Raw genomic sequence first — 17,866 nt, 5'->3', positions numbered from 1 at the left:
GAAACCGCCCTAGCAGCGAAGGGCGCGATCGGTTAACATCGAAGGCCCTTTTATTCATTACAGAAAGCAAGTTCTCACTATGGCTCAAGTCGCGAAAAAATTATTGGTGACGTGCGCGCTACCGTACGCAAATGGTTCCATCCATCTCGGCCACATGCTCGAGCACATCCAGGCGGATATCTGGGTGCGTTACCAACGAATGCGCGGCCACGAAGTGCATTTCATCTGCGCGGACGACGCGCACGGCACGCCGATCATGCTGAAAGCGCAGCAACTGGGCGTTAAACCGGAAGAAATGATCGCGGAGATGAGCCAGGAGCACCAACAGGATTTCGCCGGCTTTGGCATCAGCTATGACAACTATCATTCGACCCATAGCGATGAAAACCGTGAGCTGTCCACCCTGATTTACAGCCGCTTGAAAGAAAACGGTTTTATCAAGAACCGCACCATTTCTCAGCTGTACGATCCGGAGAAAGGCATGTTCCTGCCGGATCGTTTCGTGAAAGGCACCTGCCCGAAATGCAAATCGCCAGACCAGTACGGCGACAACTGCGAAGTGTGCGGCGCCACCTACAGCCCGACGGAACTGATCGATCCGAAGTCCGTGGTTTCCGGCGCGACGCCGGTGATGCGCGACTCCGAGCACTTCTTCTTCGACCTGCCGGCCTTCAGCGAAATGCTGCAGGCGTGGACGCGCTCCGGCGCGCTGCAAGAGCAGGTGGCGAACAAGATGCAGGAGTGGTTCGAATCCGGCCTGCAGCAGTGGGACATCTCCCGCGATGCGCCTTACTTCGGCTTCGAAATTCCGGATGCGCCGGGCAAATACTTCTACGTCTGGCTGGACGCGCCGATCGGCTACATGGGCTCCTTCAAGAACCTGTGCGACAAGCGCGGCGATCTGGACTTCGACGAGTTCTGGCGCAAAGACTCCACCACCGAGCTGTACCACTTTATCGGCAAGGACATCGTCTACTTCCACAGCCTGTTCTGGCCGGCGATGCTGGAAGGCAGCAACTTCCGCAAACCGAGCAACCTGTTCGTGCACGGTTACGTGACGGTGAACGGCGCCAAGATGTCCAAGTCGCGCGGCACCTTCATCAAGGCCGGCACCTACCTGCAGCACCTGGACGCCGATTGCCTGCGCTATTACTACGCCGCCAAGCTCTCTTCCCGCATTGACGACATCGATCTCAATCTGGAAGACTTCGTGCAGCGCGTGAACGCCGACATCGTCAACAAGGTGGTGAACCTGGCTTCGCGCAACGCCGGCTTTATCAACAAGCGCTTCGGCGGCAAGCTGGCCGACACCCTGGCCGATCCGGCGCTGTACCAGACCTTCGTCGACGCGGCCCAGAGCATCGCCGAAGCCTACGCCGCCCGCGAGTTCAGCCGCGCAATCCGCGAAATCATGGCGCTGGCCGATCTGGCCAACCGCTATGTGGATGAGCAGGCGCCGTGGGTGGTGGCGAAGGAAGAAGGCCGCGACGCCGATCTGCAGGCCATCTGCTCGATGGGCATCAACCTGTTCCGCGTGCTGATGACTTACCTTAAGCCGGTGCTGCCTTCGCTGACCGAACGCGCCGAAGCGTTCCTCAACGCCGAGCTGAGCTGGGACGCGATCCCGCAGCCGCTGCTGGGCCATCAGGTGAACGCGTTCAAAGCGCTGTTCAACCGCATCGATCTGGACAAGGTCAACGAGATGGTCAGCGCCTCGAAAGAAGACATGGCCGCCGCCAAGCCGGTGACCAGCCCGCTGGCTGACGATCCGATCCAGGAAACCATCACCTTCGACGACTTCGCCAAGGTTGACATGCGTATCGCCCTGATCAAGAGCGCCGACTTTGTCGAGGGCTCCGACAAGCTGCTGAAGCTGCAGCTGGATCTGGGCGGCGAATCGCGCCAAATCTTCTCCGGTATTCGCTCCGCTTACCCGGATCCGAAAGCGCTGGAAGGCCGTCTGACCATCATGGTCGCCAACCTGGCGCCGCGTAAAATGCGCTTCGGCGTGTCAGAAGGCATGGTGATGGCGGCGGGCCCAGGCGGGAAAGAGATCTTCCTGCTGAGCCCGGACAGCGGCGCACAGCCTGGCATGCAGGTCAAGTAATCGCGCAGATGCGCGGCGTAGGGAGGGTCGAGCTTGCTCGGCCCTTTTTTATTGCCCCAACCCCCACGTTATAAGCATGAAGAAAAAGTCATAACCGTCCTGATTCCCCTGCCCGCCGCATCCGGCTATGATGCTCCGAAACCCAAAATAGACGTCCAGACAGAAAGACTGCTATAACAAACCTTCACCGGGATCGTTTCCCTGCTTTTTTGGAGCCTATAATAATGAAAAACCTCAAGACTTCGCTGCTCGCCCTCAGTCTGTTGTCCGCCCTGCCGCTGCAGGCGGCGGAAAACGCCGCCGTACCCGCCGCCATCGCTCAGCATCAGGGGCCGGTGCGCATCGCGGTGATCCGCAACCTCGGATCCGACGACAACACCACGCAATTTTTGGCGGGCGCCATTCAGGAAGGGCGCAAGCTGGGCTTCAAGGTGGATACCTTCCTCAGCAACGGCGACGACGCGCGCTTCCAGGACTTCGTCAATCAGGCTATCAGCCAGAAATATGACGGCATCATTCTCTCGCAGGGGCGAGCCCCCTATTCCACTGAACTGGTCAAGCGCGTCGCGGCGGCCGGCATCGCCGTCGCGGCTTTCGATACCGACGTCAGCGGCAGCGTTCCCGGCGTCACCGTCTCGCAGCAGGACGACGCTTCACTGGCCAATGCCTCCTTCGGCCAACTGGTGAAGGATTTCAACGGCCAGGCCAATATTGTCAAACTGTGGGTGGCCGGCTTCCCGCCGATGGAGCGCCGTCAGGCCGCTTATCAGCAGTTGCTGAAACAGCATCCGGGCATTCATGAGCTGGAATCGATCGGCGCGGTCTCATCCGACGTACAGGGCGATACCGCCAACAAGGTGGGCGCGGTGCTGGCGAAATACCCGAAAGGCAAGATCGACGCCATCTGGGGCACGTGGGACGCCTTTACCCAAGGGGCTTACAAGGCGTTGAAAGAGAACGGTCGCACCGAAATCAAGCTGTACAGCATCGATATCTCCAATCAGGATTTACAGCTGATGCGCGAGGCCGGCAGCCCGTGGCAGGTCAGCGTGGCGGTGGATCCGAAGCTGATCGGCGCGGTCAACCTGCGCCTGGTGGCCAACAAGATCGCCGGGGAAAGCACGCCGGACAACTATCAGTTCAAAGCGGCGGTCATTCCGCAGGCGCTGCTGCTGGCGCAACCGGGGCCGGTCAACGTCGCCTGCCTGGCGAAGATCATCCCCGGCTGGGGCAGCAGCAGCGATTTCGTTCAGCCGTGGTTCGCCACGCTGCAGGCCGAACACGGTAAATAATGCTGTTTTTCACGAGGCTGCCGACGCAGCCTCTGTTTTTCAGATAAATATCGGCAGCCCCCTTCCGTCCCCGCCAAAATGCGCTATGTTATCTGCATCGCCCAATAACTGTATGCATAAACAGGTTTCAAATGAAGGGATTCCCCTCGCTGATCAACGTACTGCTGGCCAGTTCGCTGGTGTTGACCATCGGCCGCGGCGTCACGCTGCCGTTCATCACCATCTACCTCACCGAGCACTTCCAGCTGTTGCCGAAAAGCGTGGGCGTGATCCTGGGCGTCAGCCTCACCCTCGGCATCATCGCCAGCCTGTACGGCGGTTATCTGGTGGACAAATTCAGCAAAAACCGCCTGATCCTGCTGTCGATTTTATTGTTCGCGCTGAGTTTCTTCGCCATTCCCTGGATCCCGCGTCCCGGCGGCGTGATCGTGGTGCTGGCGATCCTGCATACCTGTTATTCGGTGCTGAGCATCACCATTAAGGCCTGTTTCGCCGATTGGCTGCCGGTCGAGCAGCGCATCAAGGCTTTCTCAATCAACTACACGCTGGTCAACGTCGGCTGGGCGATCGGCTCTGCGCTCGGCGTTCTGGTGGCCGGGCTAAGTCCGCTGCTGCCGTTCTACCTGTCAGGCGGCCTGGCGCTGGCGACGGTGACGGCGCTGAGCCTGCGCTTGCGCGGTGGTGAACAGCGCCCGGCACCCAGCGCCGCCGCACCGGCCGCGCTGGCCAACTTCCGTCAAACGCTGGCCATCTTGCGATGCGATCGACGGCTGATCTACTTCACCCTCGGCAGCACGCTGGGCGCGGTGGTGTTCGGTCAGTTCACGGGCTATCTGTCGCAGTACCTGATCACCGTCTCCAGCGCCGAGTTCGCCTACAAAATCATCGGGTTGGTGATGATCGTCAACGCCGGTATCGTCATCGCCCTGCAATACCTGCTCAGCCGCGGCATGCGCCAGGAGAATATGCTGCGCTGGCTGGCGCTGGGCACGCTGTTTTTCATCGTCGGGCTGCTCGGTTTTATGGTGGCCGGCCAGGCGGTCTGGCTATGGCTGGCGGCGATGGCGGTGTTTACCTTAGGCGAGATCATCGTTATCCCGGTGGAATACATGTTCATCGACTTTATCGCGCCGCCGCACCTGAAAGGCAGCTACTATGGCGTACAGAACCTCAGCGCATTGGGCGGCGCCATCAACCCGGTGCTGTGCGGGGTCATGCTCAGCTACGCCGCGCCGCCGCTGATGTTCGTGATGCTGATCGTCGCCGCGCTGCTCAGCCTGCTGTTTTTCTTCCTCGGCCATCGTTTGGCGGAACGTTCTGCGGCAACGGCCGAAGACGCGCGCTGACCCTGCCTGCAACTCTCAAAGCAGGATGTCAACCCGCCGATCGCGCATGGCAGGCATAGCGAGAATTCATAGTGCGATCTGTGGCGTGGCTCACAGTTTAATTGTATGATGAATGCGTCAGTTAAACGGGAAAAGACAATGGCCAACGTGCTCACACTGTGCTGGAAATACCTCAGGGCCCTGCTCCTCATCTACCTGTGTCTGTTCGTCGGCAACGCAGTGGCGGCGCTGCTGCCGTTCGCCATTCCCGGCAGCATCATCGGCATGCTCTTGCTGTTCGCGCTGCTCTCCACCCAGATCCTGCCGGCCAAATGGGTTAAACCCGGCTGTCATTTGCTGATCCGCTACATGGTGCTGCTGTTCGTGCCGATCGGCGTCGGCGTGATGAAATATTACGACCAGATCGTCGCGCATCTGGGCCCGCTGGTCATTTCTTGCCTGATCAGCACGCTGATGGTGCTGGTGGTGGTCGGCTATACCTCACACTATTTTCACCGCGAGCGGCGCATTGCCGGCAAGCCCGACGACACGGAGGGCAACTCATGATCCATGAAATCTGGTGGTCGCTGCCGCTGACGCTGGCGGTCTATTTCGCCGCGCGCTGGCTGGCGCGCCGGTTGAACATGCCGCTGCTCAATCCGCTGCTGGTGTCCATGGCGGTGATCATCCCGCTGCTGCTGCTCAGCGGCATTTCCTATGAGCGCTACTTCCAGGGCAGCAGGATCCTCAACGATCTGCTGCAGCCGGCGGTCGTCGCGCTGGCCTTCCCGCTGTATGAGCAGTTGCACCAAATCCGCGCGCGCTGGAAGTCGATTATCACGGTGTGCTTCATCGGCAGCCTGAGCGCCATGATCAGCGGCGGCGCCATCGCCCTGTGGTTGGGCGCCACGCCGGAAATCGCCGCCTCTATCTTGCCGAAATCGGTCACTACGCCGATCGCGATGGCCGTCGCGGACTCGCTCGGCGGCATTCCGGCGATCAGTGCGGTTTGCGTTATTTTCGTCGGCATCCTCGGCGCCGTGTTCGGCCACACGCTGTTCAACCTGTTGAAAATCACGACCCCCTCGGCGCGTGGCCTGGCGATGGGCACGGCTTCCCACGCGCTGGGCACCGCGCGCTGCGCGGAGATGGACTATCAGGAGGGCGCCTTCGGCTCGCTGGCGCTGGTGATCTGCGGCATCATCACCTCGCTGCTGGCGCCGTTTGTGTTTCCGGTGCTGTTGCATCTGTTCGGTTGATCAGGATGAAACTTGCGATAAATCTCGCATTTACGCCTTTTATTGCATTGATTTCATCATTTAAGAGATATTGATCACACTTTAATGTCTCTGGCCTGCCTAGAATGTGATCCCGTTAACCTGTAGAGAGACCTTCCATGCATCCGCGTTTTCACACCGCTTTCAGCGCACTGCCCGCGACACTGCAATCCGCCCTGCAGCCCTATCTGGACGCGCCCGACTTTCCGGCGATGTTCACGGCCGAGCAAGCGGCGGCGATCCGCTCAGGTTGCGGGTTGGACGATGACGCGCTGGCATTCGCGCTGCTGCCGCTGGCGGCGGCCTGCTCGTTAACCCCGATATCGCATTTCCACGTCGGCGCCATCGCGCGCGGGCAAAGCGGCAATCTCTATTTCGGCGCCAATATGGAATTCAGCGGCGCGCCGCTGCAGCAATCCGTACATGCGGAACAAAGCGCAGTGACTCACGCCTGGCTGCGCGGCGAAAAAGCGCTGGCCTCGATCACCGTCAACTATACGCCGTGCGGCCACTGCCGCCAGTTTATGAATGAGCTGAACAGCGGCGGCGCGCTGCAAATCCGTTTGCCTGGCCGCGCGCCGGCCACGCTGGCGGACTATCTGCCGGACGCCTTCGGCCCGAAAGATCTGGATGTCGCTTCACTGCTGATGGACGAGGTCAATCACGGGCATCAACTGCCGCTGAACGATGCGCTGACGCTAGCGGCGCTGGCGGCGGCCAACCGGAGCCACGCGCCGTACAGCAACGCCCACAGCGGCGTGGCGCTGGAAACGGCAGACGGCAGCCTCTACGCCGGCCGCTATGCGGAAAACGCCGCTTTTAACCCGAGTCTGCCGCCGCTGCAGGCCGCGCTGATCCTGCTGAACCTCTCCGGCGGCGACTGCCGGGCTATCCGTCGCGCCGTCCTGGCCGAACCGCAGGACGCGAGCATCAGCCAATGGGACGCCACCCGCGTCACCCTGGCGGCGCTGGGTTGCCAAAACGTCAGCCGCGCCGCCTTCTAAGCGCACGACGGCGGGGCCATCCGGTTCCGCCGTTAACAGCACCGCCCGCCAAATACAATGCCCCGACGCCGCCAGAGACACTTTCTTTAGTTAAAAAATCATTTGATTGTCGATAATTACGCCAACCTGGTTCATCATCGGGCAACAAATGCTGTACATCTTCTCTTTATCTTTTAGGATCGTCGGCAATACAGTTATCTGATACGTGAAGAGTAAAACTGATGGAACTAGAATACGAAAGCAAACGCCCGCTCTACATCCCTTACGCCGGCCCGATTCTGCTGGAATTTCCGCTGCTGAACAAAGGCAGCGCTTTCACCGAGGAAGAACGTAGCCACTTCAACCTGCACGGCCTGCTGCCGGAAGCGGTGGAGACCATCGAAGAACAGGTGGAACGCGCCTACCGTCAGTATCAGGATTTCAAGAACGATAACGATAAGCACATCTACCTGCGCAACATCCAGGACACCAACGAAACCCTGTTCTATCGCCTGCTGGACTCGCACCTGAGCGAGATGATGCCAATCATCTACACCCCGACCGTCGGCGAGGCCTGTGAGCACTTCTCCGATATCTACCGCCGCGCGCGCGGGCTGTTCATCTCCTACCCGAACCGCGATCGCATCGATGACATGCTGCAAAACGCCACCAAGCAGAACGTCAAGGTGATCGTGGTGACCGACGGCGAACGCATTCTCGGCCTGGGCGACCAGGGCATCGGCGGCATGGGCATTCCCATCGGCAAGCTGTCGCTGTATACCGCCTGCGGCGGCATCAGCCCGGCCTATACCCTGCCGGTGGTGCTGGACGTCGGCACCAACAACCCGCAGCGCCTCAACGATCCGCTGTACATGGGCTGGCGCCATCCGCGCATCTCCGGCGAGGAATACCACGCCTTCGTCGAAGAGTTTATTCAGGCGGTCAAACGCCGCTGGCCGAACGTGCTGCTGCAGTTCGAAGACTTCGCGCAGAACAACGCCACCCCGCTGCTGAACCGCTACCGCGACGAGATCTGCTGCTTTAACGACGACATCCAGGGCACCGCCGCGGTCACCCTCGGCAGCCTGATCGCCGCCAGCCGCGCCGCCGGCAGCCAGCTGCGCGATCAGACCGTCACCTTCCTCGGCGCCGGTTCCGCCGGCTGCGGCATCGCCGAGCAGATCATCGCGCAGATGAAGTCCGAGGGGTTGAGCGAAGACGAAGCGCGCGCCCGCGTATTCATGGTTGACCGTTTCGGCCTGCTGACCGACAAACTGCCGAACCTGCTCGACTTCCAGAGCAAGCTGGTGCAGAAGAGCGACAACCTGGCCGGTTGGGAAACCGCCAGCGACGCCATCTCGCTGCTGGACGTGGTGCGCAACGCCAAGCCGACCATTCTGATCGGCGTTTCCGGCCAGCCAGGGCTGTTTACCGAAGAGCTGATCCGCGAGATGCACAAGCACTGCGAACGCCCTATCGTGATGCCACTGTCCAACCCAACCTCGCGCGTGGAAGCCCGTCCGGAAGACATCATCAACTGGACCGACGGCGCCGCCCTGGTCGCGACCGGCAGCCCGTTTGCGCCGGTAAGCTACAAAGAGCAGCTGTACCCGATCGCCCAGTGCAACAACTCCTACATCTTCCCGGGCATCGGTTTGGGCGTGCTGGCCTCCGGCGCCACCCGCGTCACCGACGCCATGCTGATGGCCGCCAGCCGCGCGCTGGCGGATTGTTCGCCGCTGGCGACCGACGGCCACGGCGCGCTGCTGCCGAATATCGACGATATTCAGGGCGTATCCAAGTGCATCGCCATGGAAGTGGGCAAAGCGGCGCAGCTGCAGGGTGTGGCGATCGTCACCTCCGAAGACGCACTGTCGAAAGCCATCGAGCACAACTTCTGGCGGCCGCAGTACCGCAGCTATAAGCGCACCTCGTTCTGATTGACGCGCTGAAATGACCCAGCCCGGTTCCGCCGGGCTTTTTTGTGCGGCAAAACCGCCGAAAAATGCGGCGACGCGCGTGCTTCAGGCGGTTCGCGTCTTGCGTCGGTCGGTCAGGTAAAGTAGCCTTGATCCATCTTTTTCAGCCCGGCGCGCGTAAGGCAACAACATGTGGAAACGCCTGATAATCAGCCTGTTCATCATCATTGCGGTGTTGATGGGCTCGGCTATTGCGCTCGATCGCTGGATCAGCTGGAAAACCGCGCCTTACGTCTACGACGAACTGCAGGAATTGCCACATCGCCAGGTCGGCGTAGTGCTCGGCACCGCCAAGTATTATCGCACCGGCGTGATCAACCAGTACTACCGTTACCGCATTCAGGGAGCGATCAACGCCTATAACAGCGGCAAGGTGAAATACCTGCTGCTGAGCGGCGACAATGCCCAGCAAAGCTATAACGAACCGATGACCATGCGCCGCGATCTGATCGCCGCCGGCGTGGCGCCGAGCGATATCGTGCTGGATTACGCCGGCTTCCGCACCCTGGATTCCATCGTGCGCACCCGCAAGGTGTTCGACACCAACGATTTCATCATCATCACCCAGCGCTTCCACTGCGAGCGCGCGCTGTTTATCGCCCTGCACATGGGCATTCAGGCACAGTGTTACGCGGTGCCGTCGCCAAAGGACATGATGACGGTGCGCGCCCGCGAGATCTTCGCCCGTCTGGGCGCGCTGACCGATCTGTACATCCTCAAGCGCGAGCCGCGCTTCCTCGGCCCGCTGATCCCGATCTCCGCCATGCACACCGTGCCGGAAGACGCCCAGGGTTATCCCGCCGTCTCGCCTGAACAGTTGGTGGAGCTGGAGCACAAGCTGAAAGAAGAGAAACAGAAAGCCAAACAGCCCTGACGCGGCAAACGCCCAAAAAAGCCGGAAGAATAGGCCTAATGCCGGTCACTTAAGCCTGACTGGTATTTTTTATCCAGTCTCTTTACGTGACGTGCAGGATGAATTGCCGTAAATCCCCCGAATTTCTCTGTTACTACAATGAACGGCAATTGGAGGGGCCGAAGGCGCGGCCCCTCCACCCGCGCCCTTGCTTAACACCGTCTGTCCGCTGTGCGGAAATTACTCGGCCCACCCTGGGCCTCGCCCCTTCGGGGCCGCTGCAAGCAGCGTTCAAATCTGCTCCCGGCAGATTTGTCCTCGCCGCGTCTGCATTGTCGGGCGGGTCGGCTGCGACAAACGTCCCTGTTAGTCTCGCCTCAACCGGCCTTCCCTGGCCGGTTGCCCCTGACAACGCCGTCTTGCTCGGCAGCCGGTGATGCGCGCCTAAGGTCAACATCCGAGCTGGCAGCTACCGGGCAACCTGTCCCTTATGAGGTTATGACAGAGAAGCGTAATCGGAGATGAGCACGGTATTGGACGCCCTTGAAGACGCCGAACGCAGGCATAGTGCATTAGGAGAAACCGCCATGGACGGCGGTTTCAGGTGAGACAGGCAGGGACGCCTGTCGCAACCGGCCTCAATGCGCTATGGCGGAGAGAGGACAAATCTGCCTGGAGCAGATTTGAACGCTGCTTGCAGCGGCCCCGAAGGGGCGAAGCCCAGGGATGGGCTGAGTAACGTTGGCAAAGCCAACCGTCTGATAGGGCAAAGGCGCGGGTTGCCAGGGGCCGCGCCTTCGGCCCCTGGCTCGGTCGAGGTGCTGGAGCCTCATGATGCACCTCTCATTTATCGACCGAAAACGACTCGAGTACTTCAAAAAAACGCTAACTGACCAGCATTAGGCAATAGGCCGGCCTTGTCGTCTCTGCTGCGGTAGATCTACTTCTTCTTGGCGTATTTCAACGAGTCCAGCGCCACGGCGAAGATGATGATGCTGCCCTTGATGATGTACTGCCAGTACGGGTTGATGCCGATATAGGTCAGGCCGTAGTTGATGACGGTAAAGATGATCACCCCGGTCACCACGCCCCACACCGTACCCACCCCGCCGGCAAACGAGACCCCCCCCACCACGCAGGCGGCGATGGCGTCCAGCTCATACATAAAGCCGAGGTTGTTGGTGGCGCTGCCGATGCGCCCCGCTTCCAGCAAGCCGCCGAAGGCATAGAACACGCCGGACAGCGCATAGATCATGATCAGGTTCAGCGGCACATTGACGCCGGACACTTTGGCCGCTTCCGGGTTGCCGCCGATGGCGAAGATGTTCTTGCCGAAGCGGGTCTTGGTCCACAAGATCCAGACGAAAATGATGGCAATCAGCGCATAGAAGGTGATGTACGACAGCTTGAAGTCGCCGAAGCGCAAGAAGCCTTGGGCAAAGGTGGAGAATTTCGGATCGAAGCCGGCGACCGGCGACGCGCCGACCGAATCGTAATACAGCGAGTTGATGCCGTAGACGATGATCATGGTGCCCAACGTGGTGATGAACGGCGTCACGTTGAGGTAGGCGATAATCAGGCCGTTAACCAGGCCGATCACCGCGCCGACCGCACACACCAGCAGGATAACCACGGGAATCGACCAGGTTTCCATGTGCGGGAACACTTTGTTGACGTTATCCATCGACTGCAGCAGCGTGGCCGCCACCACCGCCGCCAGCCCCACCTGCCGCCCGGCGGACAGGTCGGTGCCCTGGGTCACGATCAGCCCCGCCACGCCCAGCGCGATGATGATGCGCACCGAAGACTGCGTCAGGATATTGCTCAGGTTCATCAGGCTGAGGAAAGTGGGGTCCTGAATGATGATGATGGCCAACAGCACCAGCAACACCACGTAAATGCCGCCTTCCTTGAAATAGGTAAATAAGGTTTTTTTATTTAGCGCGTTCATAATTCGAATCCTTAAAGGTGCAGGGAGGCGAGACGTAAGATTTCATTTTGCGAGGTCTGTTTGGTGTTAACGATGCCCGCAACCTGACCATTGCTCATCACCAAAATACGGTCGGTGATCCCCAAAAGCTCCGGCATTTCGGACGAGACGATAATGATCCCCTTGCCCTTCTTCGCCAGCTCGGTCATCAGCTGATAGATCTCGAACTTGGCGCCCACGTCGATGCCGCGCGTCGGTTCATCCAGCATCAGGATCTCCGGCTGCGTCAGCAGCCAACGGCCGATGATCACCTTTTGCTGATTGCCGCCGGACAGCGAGCCGATATGGGTGTGATGCCCCGGCGTTTTCACCCGCATGGCGTCGATCACCCACTGGGTGTCACTCTTCATCCGCGCGTTGTCCAGCAGGCCGAGCTTGTTTTTATAATTGCGGATGTTGGAGATCAGCGAGTTGAAACCCACGTCGAGGTAGGCGTAAATCCCGGTGGATCGCCGCTCTTCGGTCACCAGCGCGAAACCGTGGTTAATCGCTTCGTTGGCGCTGTGGTTGTCGATCGCCTTGCCGTGCAGCTTGATAGTGCCCGCCACCTTCTCGCGAATGCCGAACAGCGTCTCGACGATGTCGGTGCGCTTGGCGCCCACCAGCCCGGCGATGCCGAGGATCTCGCCCTGGTGCAGATCGAAGGACACATCGCGGATCGAAGGCTGGCGCAGCGACGTCAGGTTCTTCACCTCGAGGATCACCTCACCCGGCGTGTTCTGCCTGTCGGGGAAACGCTGGCTCAGCGAGCGGCCGACCATCATGGCGATGATCTTGTCCATATCCAGCCCTTCCAGCGGCTGGGTGGCGATCCACTGGCCGTCGCGCAGCACCGTTATCTCGTCACACAGCTGGAAGATCTCTTCCATCTTGTGCGAGATATAGACGATGCCGCAGCCGCGCTCTTTCAGCTTGCGGATGATGGTGAACAGGTGATTGACCTCTTTCTCCGTCAACGAAGAGGTCGGTTCGTCCATGATGACGATCTTGGCGTCATAGGAAAACGCTTTGGCGATCTCGATCATCTGCATCTGCGACACCGACAGGTTGCCCACCTTTTCGCGCGGGTTGATGTCGATATCCAGCTCGTCGAAGATCGCCTGAGTGTCTTTGAACATCTTGTCCTGATCGACGAACAGGCCTTTGGTCGGGTAGCGTCCCAGCCACATGTTGTCCATCACGGTGCGCTGCAGCACCAGGTTCAGCTCCTGATGCACCATGGAAACGCCGTGCTCCAGCGCTTCCTTCGAGCTCTTGAAGTCGATTTCCCGGCCCTGAAATACAATGCTGCCGCTGTCTTTTTTGTAAATGCCGAACAGGCATTTCAACAACGTCGATTTCCCCGCGCCGTTCTCCCCCATCAGGGCGTGAATGGAGTGCGGACGGACGCGTAAATTGACATTGTCCAAGGCTTTGACGCCGGGAAATGACTTACAAATATCCGTCATTTCCAGCAAAAATTCGCGTGAGCTATCGGCCATAAATACACCTGGCTTAACGATCTTGCAGTCGTAAACATCCCCGCCGGCGGTATCCCTGGTGTTGGCGCCGCAGGCGGGGTCTTAGCGGGATCTCAATTCTTATTTAATGAACTGAGACAGGTTGTCTTTATCTACGCCGACGTAAGGGATACGCACGACTTTATTTTCGATTTTATATTGGGTGCCTTCGGTGGCCGGTTTGCCCGCCGCCAGGTTTTTCGCCAGCTCGAAGGTGGCCTTCGCCTGATTGTCGGCGTCGTTCAGCACCGTGCCCGCCATCGCGCCGGATTTCACCAGCGCCAGCGCTTCAGGCAGCGCATCCACGCCGAACACCGGAATACTGGTCTTGTTGTGCGCTTTCAGCGCTTCCACCGCGCCCATCGCCATGGCGTCGTTGTTGGCGATCACCACTTCGATCTTGTTGGCGTTCGGGCCGGAGAGCCAGGCGTCCATCTTGTCTTTCGCCTGCGCGGTATCCCACATCGCGGTATCCAACTGCAGCTGTTGGGTCTTGATGCCTTTCTCGTTCAGCGTTTTCACCACGTAGGTGGTGCGCGCTTCGGCATCCGGGTGGCCCGGCTCGCCCTTCAGCAGCACGAATTGGATCTGGCCGTCTTTGTTCAGATCCCAGGCCGGATTGGCTTTCCAGTGTTTGGCGATCAGTTCGCCCTGGATCACGCCGGACTCTTTGGAATCGGTGCCGACGTAATACGCCTTGTCATAGCTGTCCAGCGCTTTGCGGGAAGGTTCTTTGTTGTAGAACACCACCGGGATATCGTTTGCGCGCGCCTTATCGATAACCACCGGCGCCGCGGCCGGGTCGACCAGGTTGATCGCCAGCGCTTTCACGCCCTTGGCCAGCAGCACGTCGATCTGATCGTTCTGTTTGGACTGGTCGTTCTGCGAGTCATTCATCAACAGGGTAACGTCCGGTGACGCCTTGGCGTCTTTCTCGATCGCTTTGCGCACCACCGACATGAAGTTGTCGTCGTATTTGTAAATCGTGACGCCAATACGGGTATCAGCATGGGCTGCGGCGCCAAACATCATGGCAGCGGCCATGGCGGCCAGGGTGAAAACCTTCTTATTCATTGTCAATCTCCGGTTCTGTGTAGGGTATTACTCGTCTTTGAGCCAATGGTCACCGGCAGTGCGCGCACCCCAGGCCAGGCGATTTCCACTCAACACCTGTCGTCCGTGGATCTTGTTATTTCCGAGAAATGCTGTGTCAGCGCGAGATAAACGGTTACAGCGGCAAGGGCCTTTGCGCCTGAAAACGCCTAGAGCATAGACGGCGTGATGTTAATATTCTGTGAATTTTCTCACAGATTGAAAACGGTTACACAAGATTAAATCGTCAGAGAGTGACCGTCGCCTCACTTTGCCAGGGGGCGACAGAATGGCGCCGCACCAGCGTCGGCATGAACAGATGGCTCGCCTGCGGCTCCGCCAGGCCTGCTGCGCCCTGTAATGCCAGCTCGGTCGCCAACGTGGCCATCGAAACGATCGGGTAACGCACCGTGGTGAGTTTGGGGCTGGTGTAGCGCGCGATGGGAATGTCGTCGAAGCCGATCAGCGAGAAATGCTGCGGCACCGTGATACCGTTTTCTTTCAGCACCGCCATGGCGCCGGCGGCCATGGCGTCGTTGTAGGCAAACACCGCGCTCAGCTGTAAGTTGCGCCCCAGCAGCTCGACCATCGCCGCCTCGCCGCCCTGCAGATCCGGCGAACCGTACGCGCGCCAGCTGTCGGGCGTCGCCAGCCCGGCGGCGGCCATCGCCTGCGCATAGCCTTGCTGACGCAGCGGCCCGTCTTCGATCGGGTGATTGGAGCCCAGATAACCGATGCGCCGATGGCCCTGCGAGAGCAGAAGACGCATCGCCATGTCAGCGCCACTGACGTTGTCCAGCCCAACGCAGCGCGGCTCATAGCCGGGGATAATCCGATTGATCAGCACCATGCCCGGCACCTGCTCCAGAAAGCCGATCAGTTCGGCGTCGCTCAAGGCTTTGGCGTGAACAATCAGGGCGTTACAGCGCTGACGGATCAGCACTTCGATCGCATGGCGCTCTTTGTCCGCCTGATGATAGCTGTTGCCGATCAGCAGATACTTGTGGTGTTTCTGCGCCACCGTGTCTACCGCTTTCACCAGCGCGCCGAAGAACGGATCGGACACGTCCATCACCACCACGCCCAGCGTATCGCTGCTTTGGGTCGCCAGCGCCTGTGCATTGGCGTTGGGGCGGTAGCCCAGTTCCGCCACCGCCTGCAGCACCTGTTCGCGCGTCTCTTTGCTGGTCAGCGCGCTGTGATTGAGCACGCGAGACACGGTCGCCACGGAGACGCCGGCGCGTTTCGCCACGTCGCGAATAGTGATCGGATGAACTGGAGGCATGCGGGATCCTGAAATCGGGGTAGTGGCCGGTGGCGCTATCCTACCCCGATTGACCCGCAGCTCTGCGTGAATTACGTCACAGGAAAGAAAACGTTTACATACATTTTTTTAACCTGCCGATGGGCGCTCACTTCAGCGCTTTGGATTCCGTTTCACCGGCGGCCATCTGCGTCAATTTGCGCCACAGCCATTCCATCGGCCCCTGTTCGAAGTAACGCAGCCACAGCGCGGAAAAGACCAGGTTGACCAACCAGACCAGAGGCACAAACGCCAACAGCTGAAGCCGGTCGAACTGCTCATAGAGGCCAAAGCGATAAAACAGCGTAGTGCAGATCAGCGTTTGCAACAGGTAGTTGCTCAGCGCCATGCGCCCCACCTGGCTCAGCCAGTGGGCGATGCGCAGGCGCGACAGCGCGGGCCAGAAACCGTAACACAGCGCCAGATAGCCCAGCGCCTGCAGCGGCGCGCCCAGCTCGCGCGGCACCTGCAGCAGGAAACCGCTCCAGCGATAGTCCCAGTGCACCTGCCATTGCAGCGCCACCGCCGGCAGTTGGATCAGCACGGACAGCGGCAACAGCCACGCCGCCTGCCGCAGGTAATAGCCGGAGGAATAGCTGCCGCGCAGCCAGCCGCTGCGCATTAGCCCGGCGCCGAACAGCATCAGCCCCGCCAGCTCCCAACCATACTGCGCGCCGATGGCCAGCAGACTGGACGAGAGCAGATCGGCGCGGCTGCGCCAGGCTTCGAAACCGCCCTGCAGCTTCCAGAACTTCTCGTACTGCAATTCCGCCACGCCCGGCTGCCAGAAGCTGCCCGGTTCACCGTGCGAGACAAAACCGAGCAGCAGCAGCACCGCCACGCCGATCAGGTAGAGCACCACGCCAGTTTTCAGCAGCTGGAATGTGTCTTTGGCTTCGCGGATCATGCGCCAGCACACCAGGCCGATCAGCCCGTAGGCCAGCAGAATGTCGCCGTCCCACAGGAAGATGGCGTGCGCGAGGCCGAACAGCACCAGCCATGACAGCCGCGCGCGGATCCAGCTTTTGCCGCGCCGCAGCAGCATTTGCAGCCCGGCGCCGAACAGCAGCGCGAACATCGCCAGGAACTTGGCCTGGGCGAAAAGATCCAGCAGCGCCCAGGTCCAGGCGTCGCGCGATGACGGCATCCCCAGATAGGCCGGATTGAGGTAGGCGGCCTTCGGCAAGCCGAAGGCGCTGATGTTCAGCAATAAGATGCCGAGGATGGCGATGCCGCGCACGCAGTCCAGCGTGGCGATGCGCGGCAGAGGATGACTGTTCATTTTTTATCGCTGTCTTCCGCTCATGAAAAAGGCGCCCGCAGGCGCCTGTTGTCGTTTTGCGAGTCGCCCCGCAACGCCATCACCCCTGGTGATGGCGCACCGCGCGCAGGAACTCCTGGCGGGTATTTTGGCTGGACTTGAACAGCCCCCCCAACGAGGTGGTGGTGGTGGCGCTGGTCGCGTCGCGAATGCCGCGCGCTTTGACACAATAATGGACCGCATCGATCGATACCGCCACGTTATTGGTGCCGAGCAGGGTCTGCAGCGCGACCAGGATCTGCTGGGTCAGGCGCTCTTGCACCTGCGGGCGCTGGGAGAAGAACTGCACAATGCGGTTGATCTTCGACAGACCGATCACCGAGTCTTTCGGGATATAGGCCACGGTGGCCTTGCCGTCAATGGTGACGAAGTGGTGTTCACAGGTGCTGGTCAGCGTGATATCGCGCACCGTCACCATCTCATCCACCTTCATTTTGTTCTCGATGACGGTGATTTTCGGGAAGTTGGCGTAGTCCAGACCGGAGAAGATCTCGTCGACATACATTTTGGCGATGCGATGCGGCGTTTCCGCCAGGCTGTCGTCAGACAGATCGAGATTCAGCAGCTGCATGATTTCGGTCATGTGCTCTTTGATGCGACGCTTGCGCGTTTCGCGATCCAGCACTTCCCCGCGCAGCGGTGTCTCCAGACCACGCTCTTCCAGTGCCGCATGCACCAGCGCGGCTTCTTTACTTAATGATGTCATGTATTTGTTCTCCTGCGGACGGAACCCGCCGGCGGCCTGATAGGGCGTGCGGCCGGCGAATTGCTTGCTCTCGTGACGGCAGAGTTTTCGTGGTGGATAACGTGAACCCGGTCAAGATTTTGCCCCCACTGTAGATGAG

Annotated in this window: 14 protein-coding genes; 8 read left to right on the top strand and 6 right to left on the bottom strand. The window is 59.9% G+C overall.

What is annotated here, in order from left to right:
• Window positions 1-79: 79 nt before the first annotated feature.
• The 8 genes from metG (at window position 80) to sanA (ending at window position 9,837) form a co-directional block, all read left to right on the top strand.
• Entirely contained in the window at window positions 80-2,107 is a 2,028-nt protein-coding gene (metG, locus tag H7A77_RS04600; protein ID WP_182073872.1) for a methionine--tRNA ligase, read from the top strand.
• Between the two features lie 224 nt (window positions 2,108-2,331).
• The gene (locus H7A77_RS04595; RefSeq protein ID WP_072628015.1) at window positions 2,332-3,399 is read left to right on the top strand and encodes a sugar ABC transporter substrate-binding protein; all 1,068 of its coding nucleotides are present in this window, start codon (window positions 2,332-2,334) and stop codon (window positions 3,397-3,399) included.
• Window positions 3,400-3,530: 131 nt separating this feature from the next.
• Window positions 3,531-4,745 (top strand): MFS transporter, encoded by a 1,215-nt coding sequence (locus H7A77_RS04590; protein WP_072628016.1) that lies wholly within the window; start codon window positions 3,531-3,533, stop codon window positions 4,743-4,745.
• Window positions 4,746-4,883: 138 nt separating this feature from the next.
• Complete coding sequence (locus H7A77_RS04585) at window positions 4,884-5,291, top strand: CidA/LrgA family protein (RefSeq protein ID WP_033642448.1); 408 nt, start codon at window positions 4,884-4,886, stop codon at window positions 5,289-5,291.
• Complete coding sequence (locus H7A77_RS04580) at window positions 5,288-5,983, top strand: CidB/LrgB family autolysis modulator (RefSeq protein WP_072628018.1); 696 nt, start codon at window positions 5,288-5,290, stop codon at window positions 5,981-5,983. Before H7A77_RS04585 ends, H7A77_RS04580 begins: the two co-directional genes overlap by 4 nt.
• A gap of 137 nt (window positions 5,984-6,120) precedes the next feature.
• Window positions 6,121-7,005 (top strand): cytidine deaminase, encoded by an 885-nt coding sequence (gene cdd, locus H7A77_RS04575; protein WP_042784041.1) that lies wholly within the window; start codon window positions 6,121-6,123, stop codon window positions 7,003-7,005.
• A 221-nt stretch (window positions 7,006-7,226) separates the two neighbouring features.
• Entirely contained in the window at window positions 7,227-8,924 is a 1,698-nt protein-coding gene (locus H7A77_RS04570) for an NAD-dependent malic enzyme (protein WP_004938945.1), read from the top strand.
• A 169-nt stretch (window positions 8,925-9,093) separates the two neighbouring features.
• The gene (gene sanA / locus H7A77_RS04565; RefSeq protein WP_004938948.1) at window positions 9,094-9,837 is read left to right on the top strand and encodes an outer membrane permeability protein SanA; all 744 of its coding nucleotides are present in this window, start codon (window positions 9,094-9,096) and stop codon (window positions 9,835-9,837) included.
• Window positions 9,838-10,756: 919 nt separating this feature from the next.
• Here the strand turns inward: sanA and mglC are convergent.
• From mglC to folE, 6 genes are all read right to left on the bottom strand, one after another.
• A complete protein-coding gene (gene mglC / locus H7A77_RS04560) occupies window positions 10,757-11,767 on the bottom strand; it encodes a galactose/methyl galactoside ABC transporter permease MglC (protein WP_033642445.1) in 1,011 nt (336 codons plus the stop codon).
• Window positions 11,768-11,778: 11 nt separating this feature from the next.
• Window positions 11,779-13,287, bottom strand: coding sequence for a galactose/methyl galactoside ABC transporter ATP-binding protein MglA (mglA, locus tag H7A77_RS04555; RefSeq protein ID WP_004938959.1), 1,509 nt, complete (start codon window positions 13,285-13,287; stop codon window positions 11,779-11,781).
• 99 nt (window positions 13,288-13,386) lie between these two features.
• The gene (gene mglB / locus H7A77_RS04550; RefSeq protein ID WP_033650594.1) at window positions 13,387-14,379 is read right to left on the bottom strand and encodes a galactose/glucose ABC transporter substrate-binding protein MglB; all 993 of its coding nucleotides are present in this window, start codon (window positions 14,377-14,379) and stop codon (window positions 13,387-13,389) included.
• A 265-nt stretch (window positions 14,380-14,644) separates the two neighbouring features.
• Window positions 14,645-15,682: an HTH-type transcriptional regulator GalS gene (gene galS / locus H7A77_RS04545; RefSeq protein WP_042784038.1), complete on the bottom strand. Its 1,038-nt coding sequence runs from the start codon at window positions 15,680-15,682 to the stop codon at window positions 14,645-14,647.
• Between the two features lie 127 nt (window positions 15,683-15,809).
• Window positions 15,810-16,982 (bottom strand): DUF418 domain-containing protein YeiB, encoded by a 1,173-nt coding sequence (yeiB, locus tag H7A77_RS04540; protein WP_042784037.1) that lies wholly within the window; start codon window positions 16,980-16,982, stop codon window positions 15,810-15,812.
• 79 nt (window positions 16,983-17,061) lie between these two features.
• Window positions 17,062-17,727, bottom strand: a complete 666-nt coding sequence (gene folE, locus H7A77_RS04535) for a GTP cyclohydrolase I FolE (RefSeq protein ID WP_004938969.1) — start codon at window positions 17,725-17,727, stop codon at window positions 17,062-17,064.
• Between the last annotated feature and the right edge of the window lie 139 nt (window positions 17,728-17,866).

It is taken from the genome of Serratia sp. ME47 (genome assembly GCF_903970925.1).
In the GTDB taxonomy this organism is placed as follows: Bacteria; Pseudomonadota; Gammaproteobacteria; order Enterobacterales; family Enterobacteriaceae; genus Serratia; species Serratia ureilytica.
The sequence above is the reverse complement of the archived record's forward strand: the minus strand, read 5'-3'. Positions and strand labels throughout refer to the sequence as shown.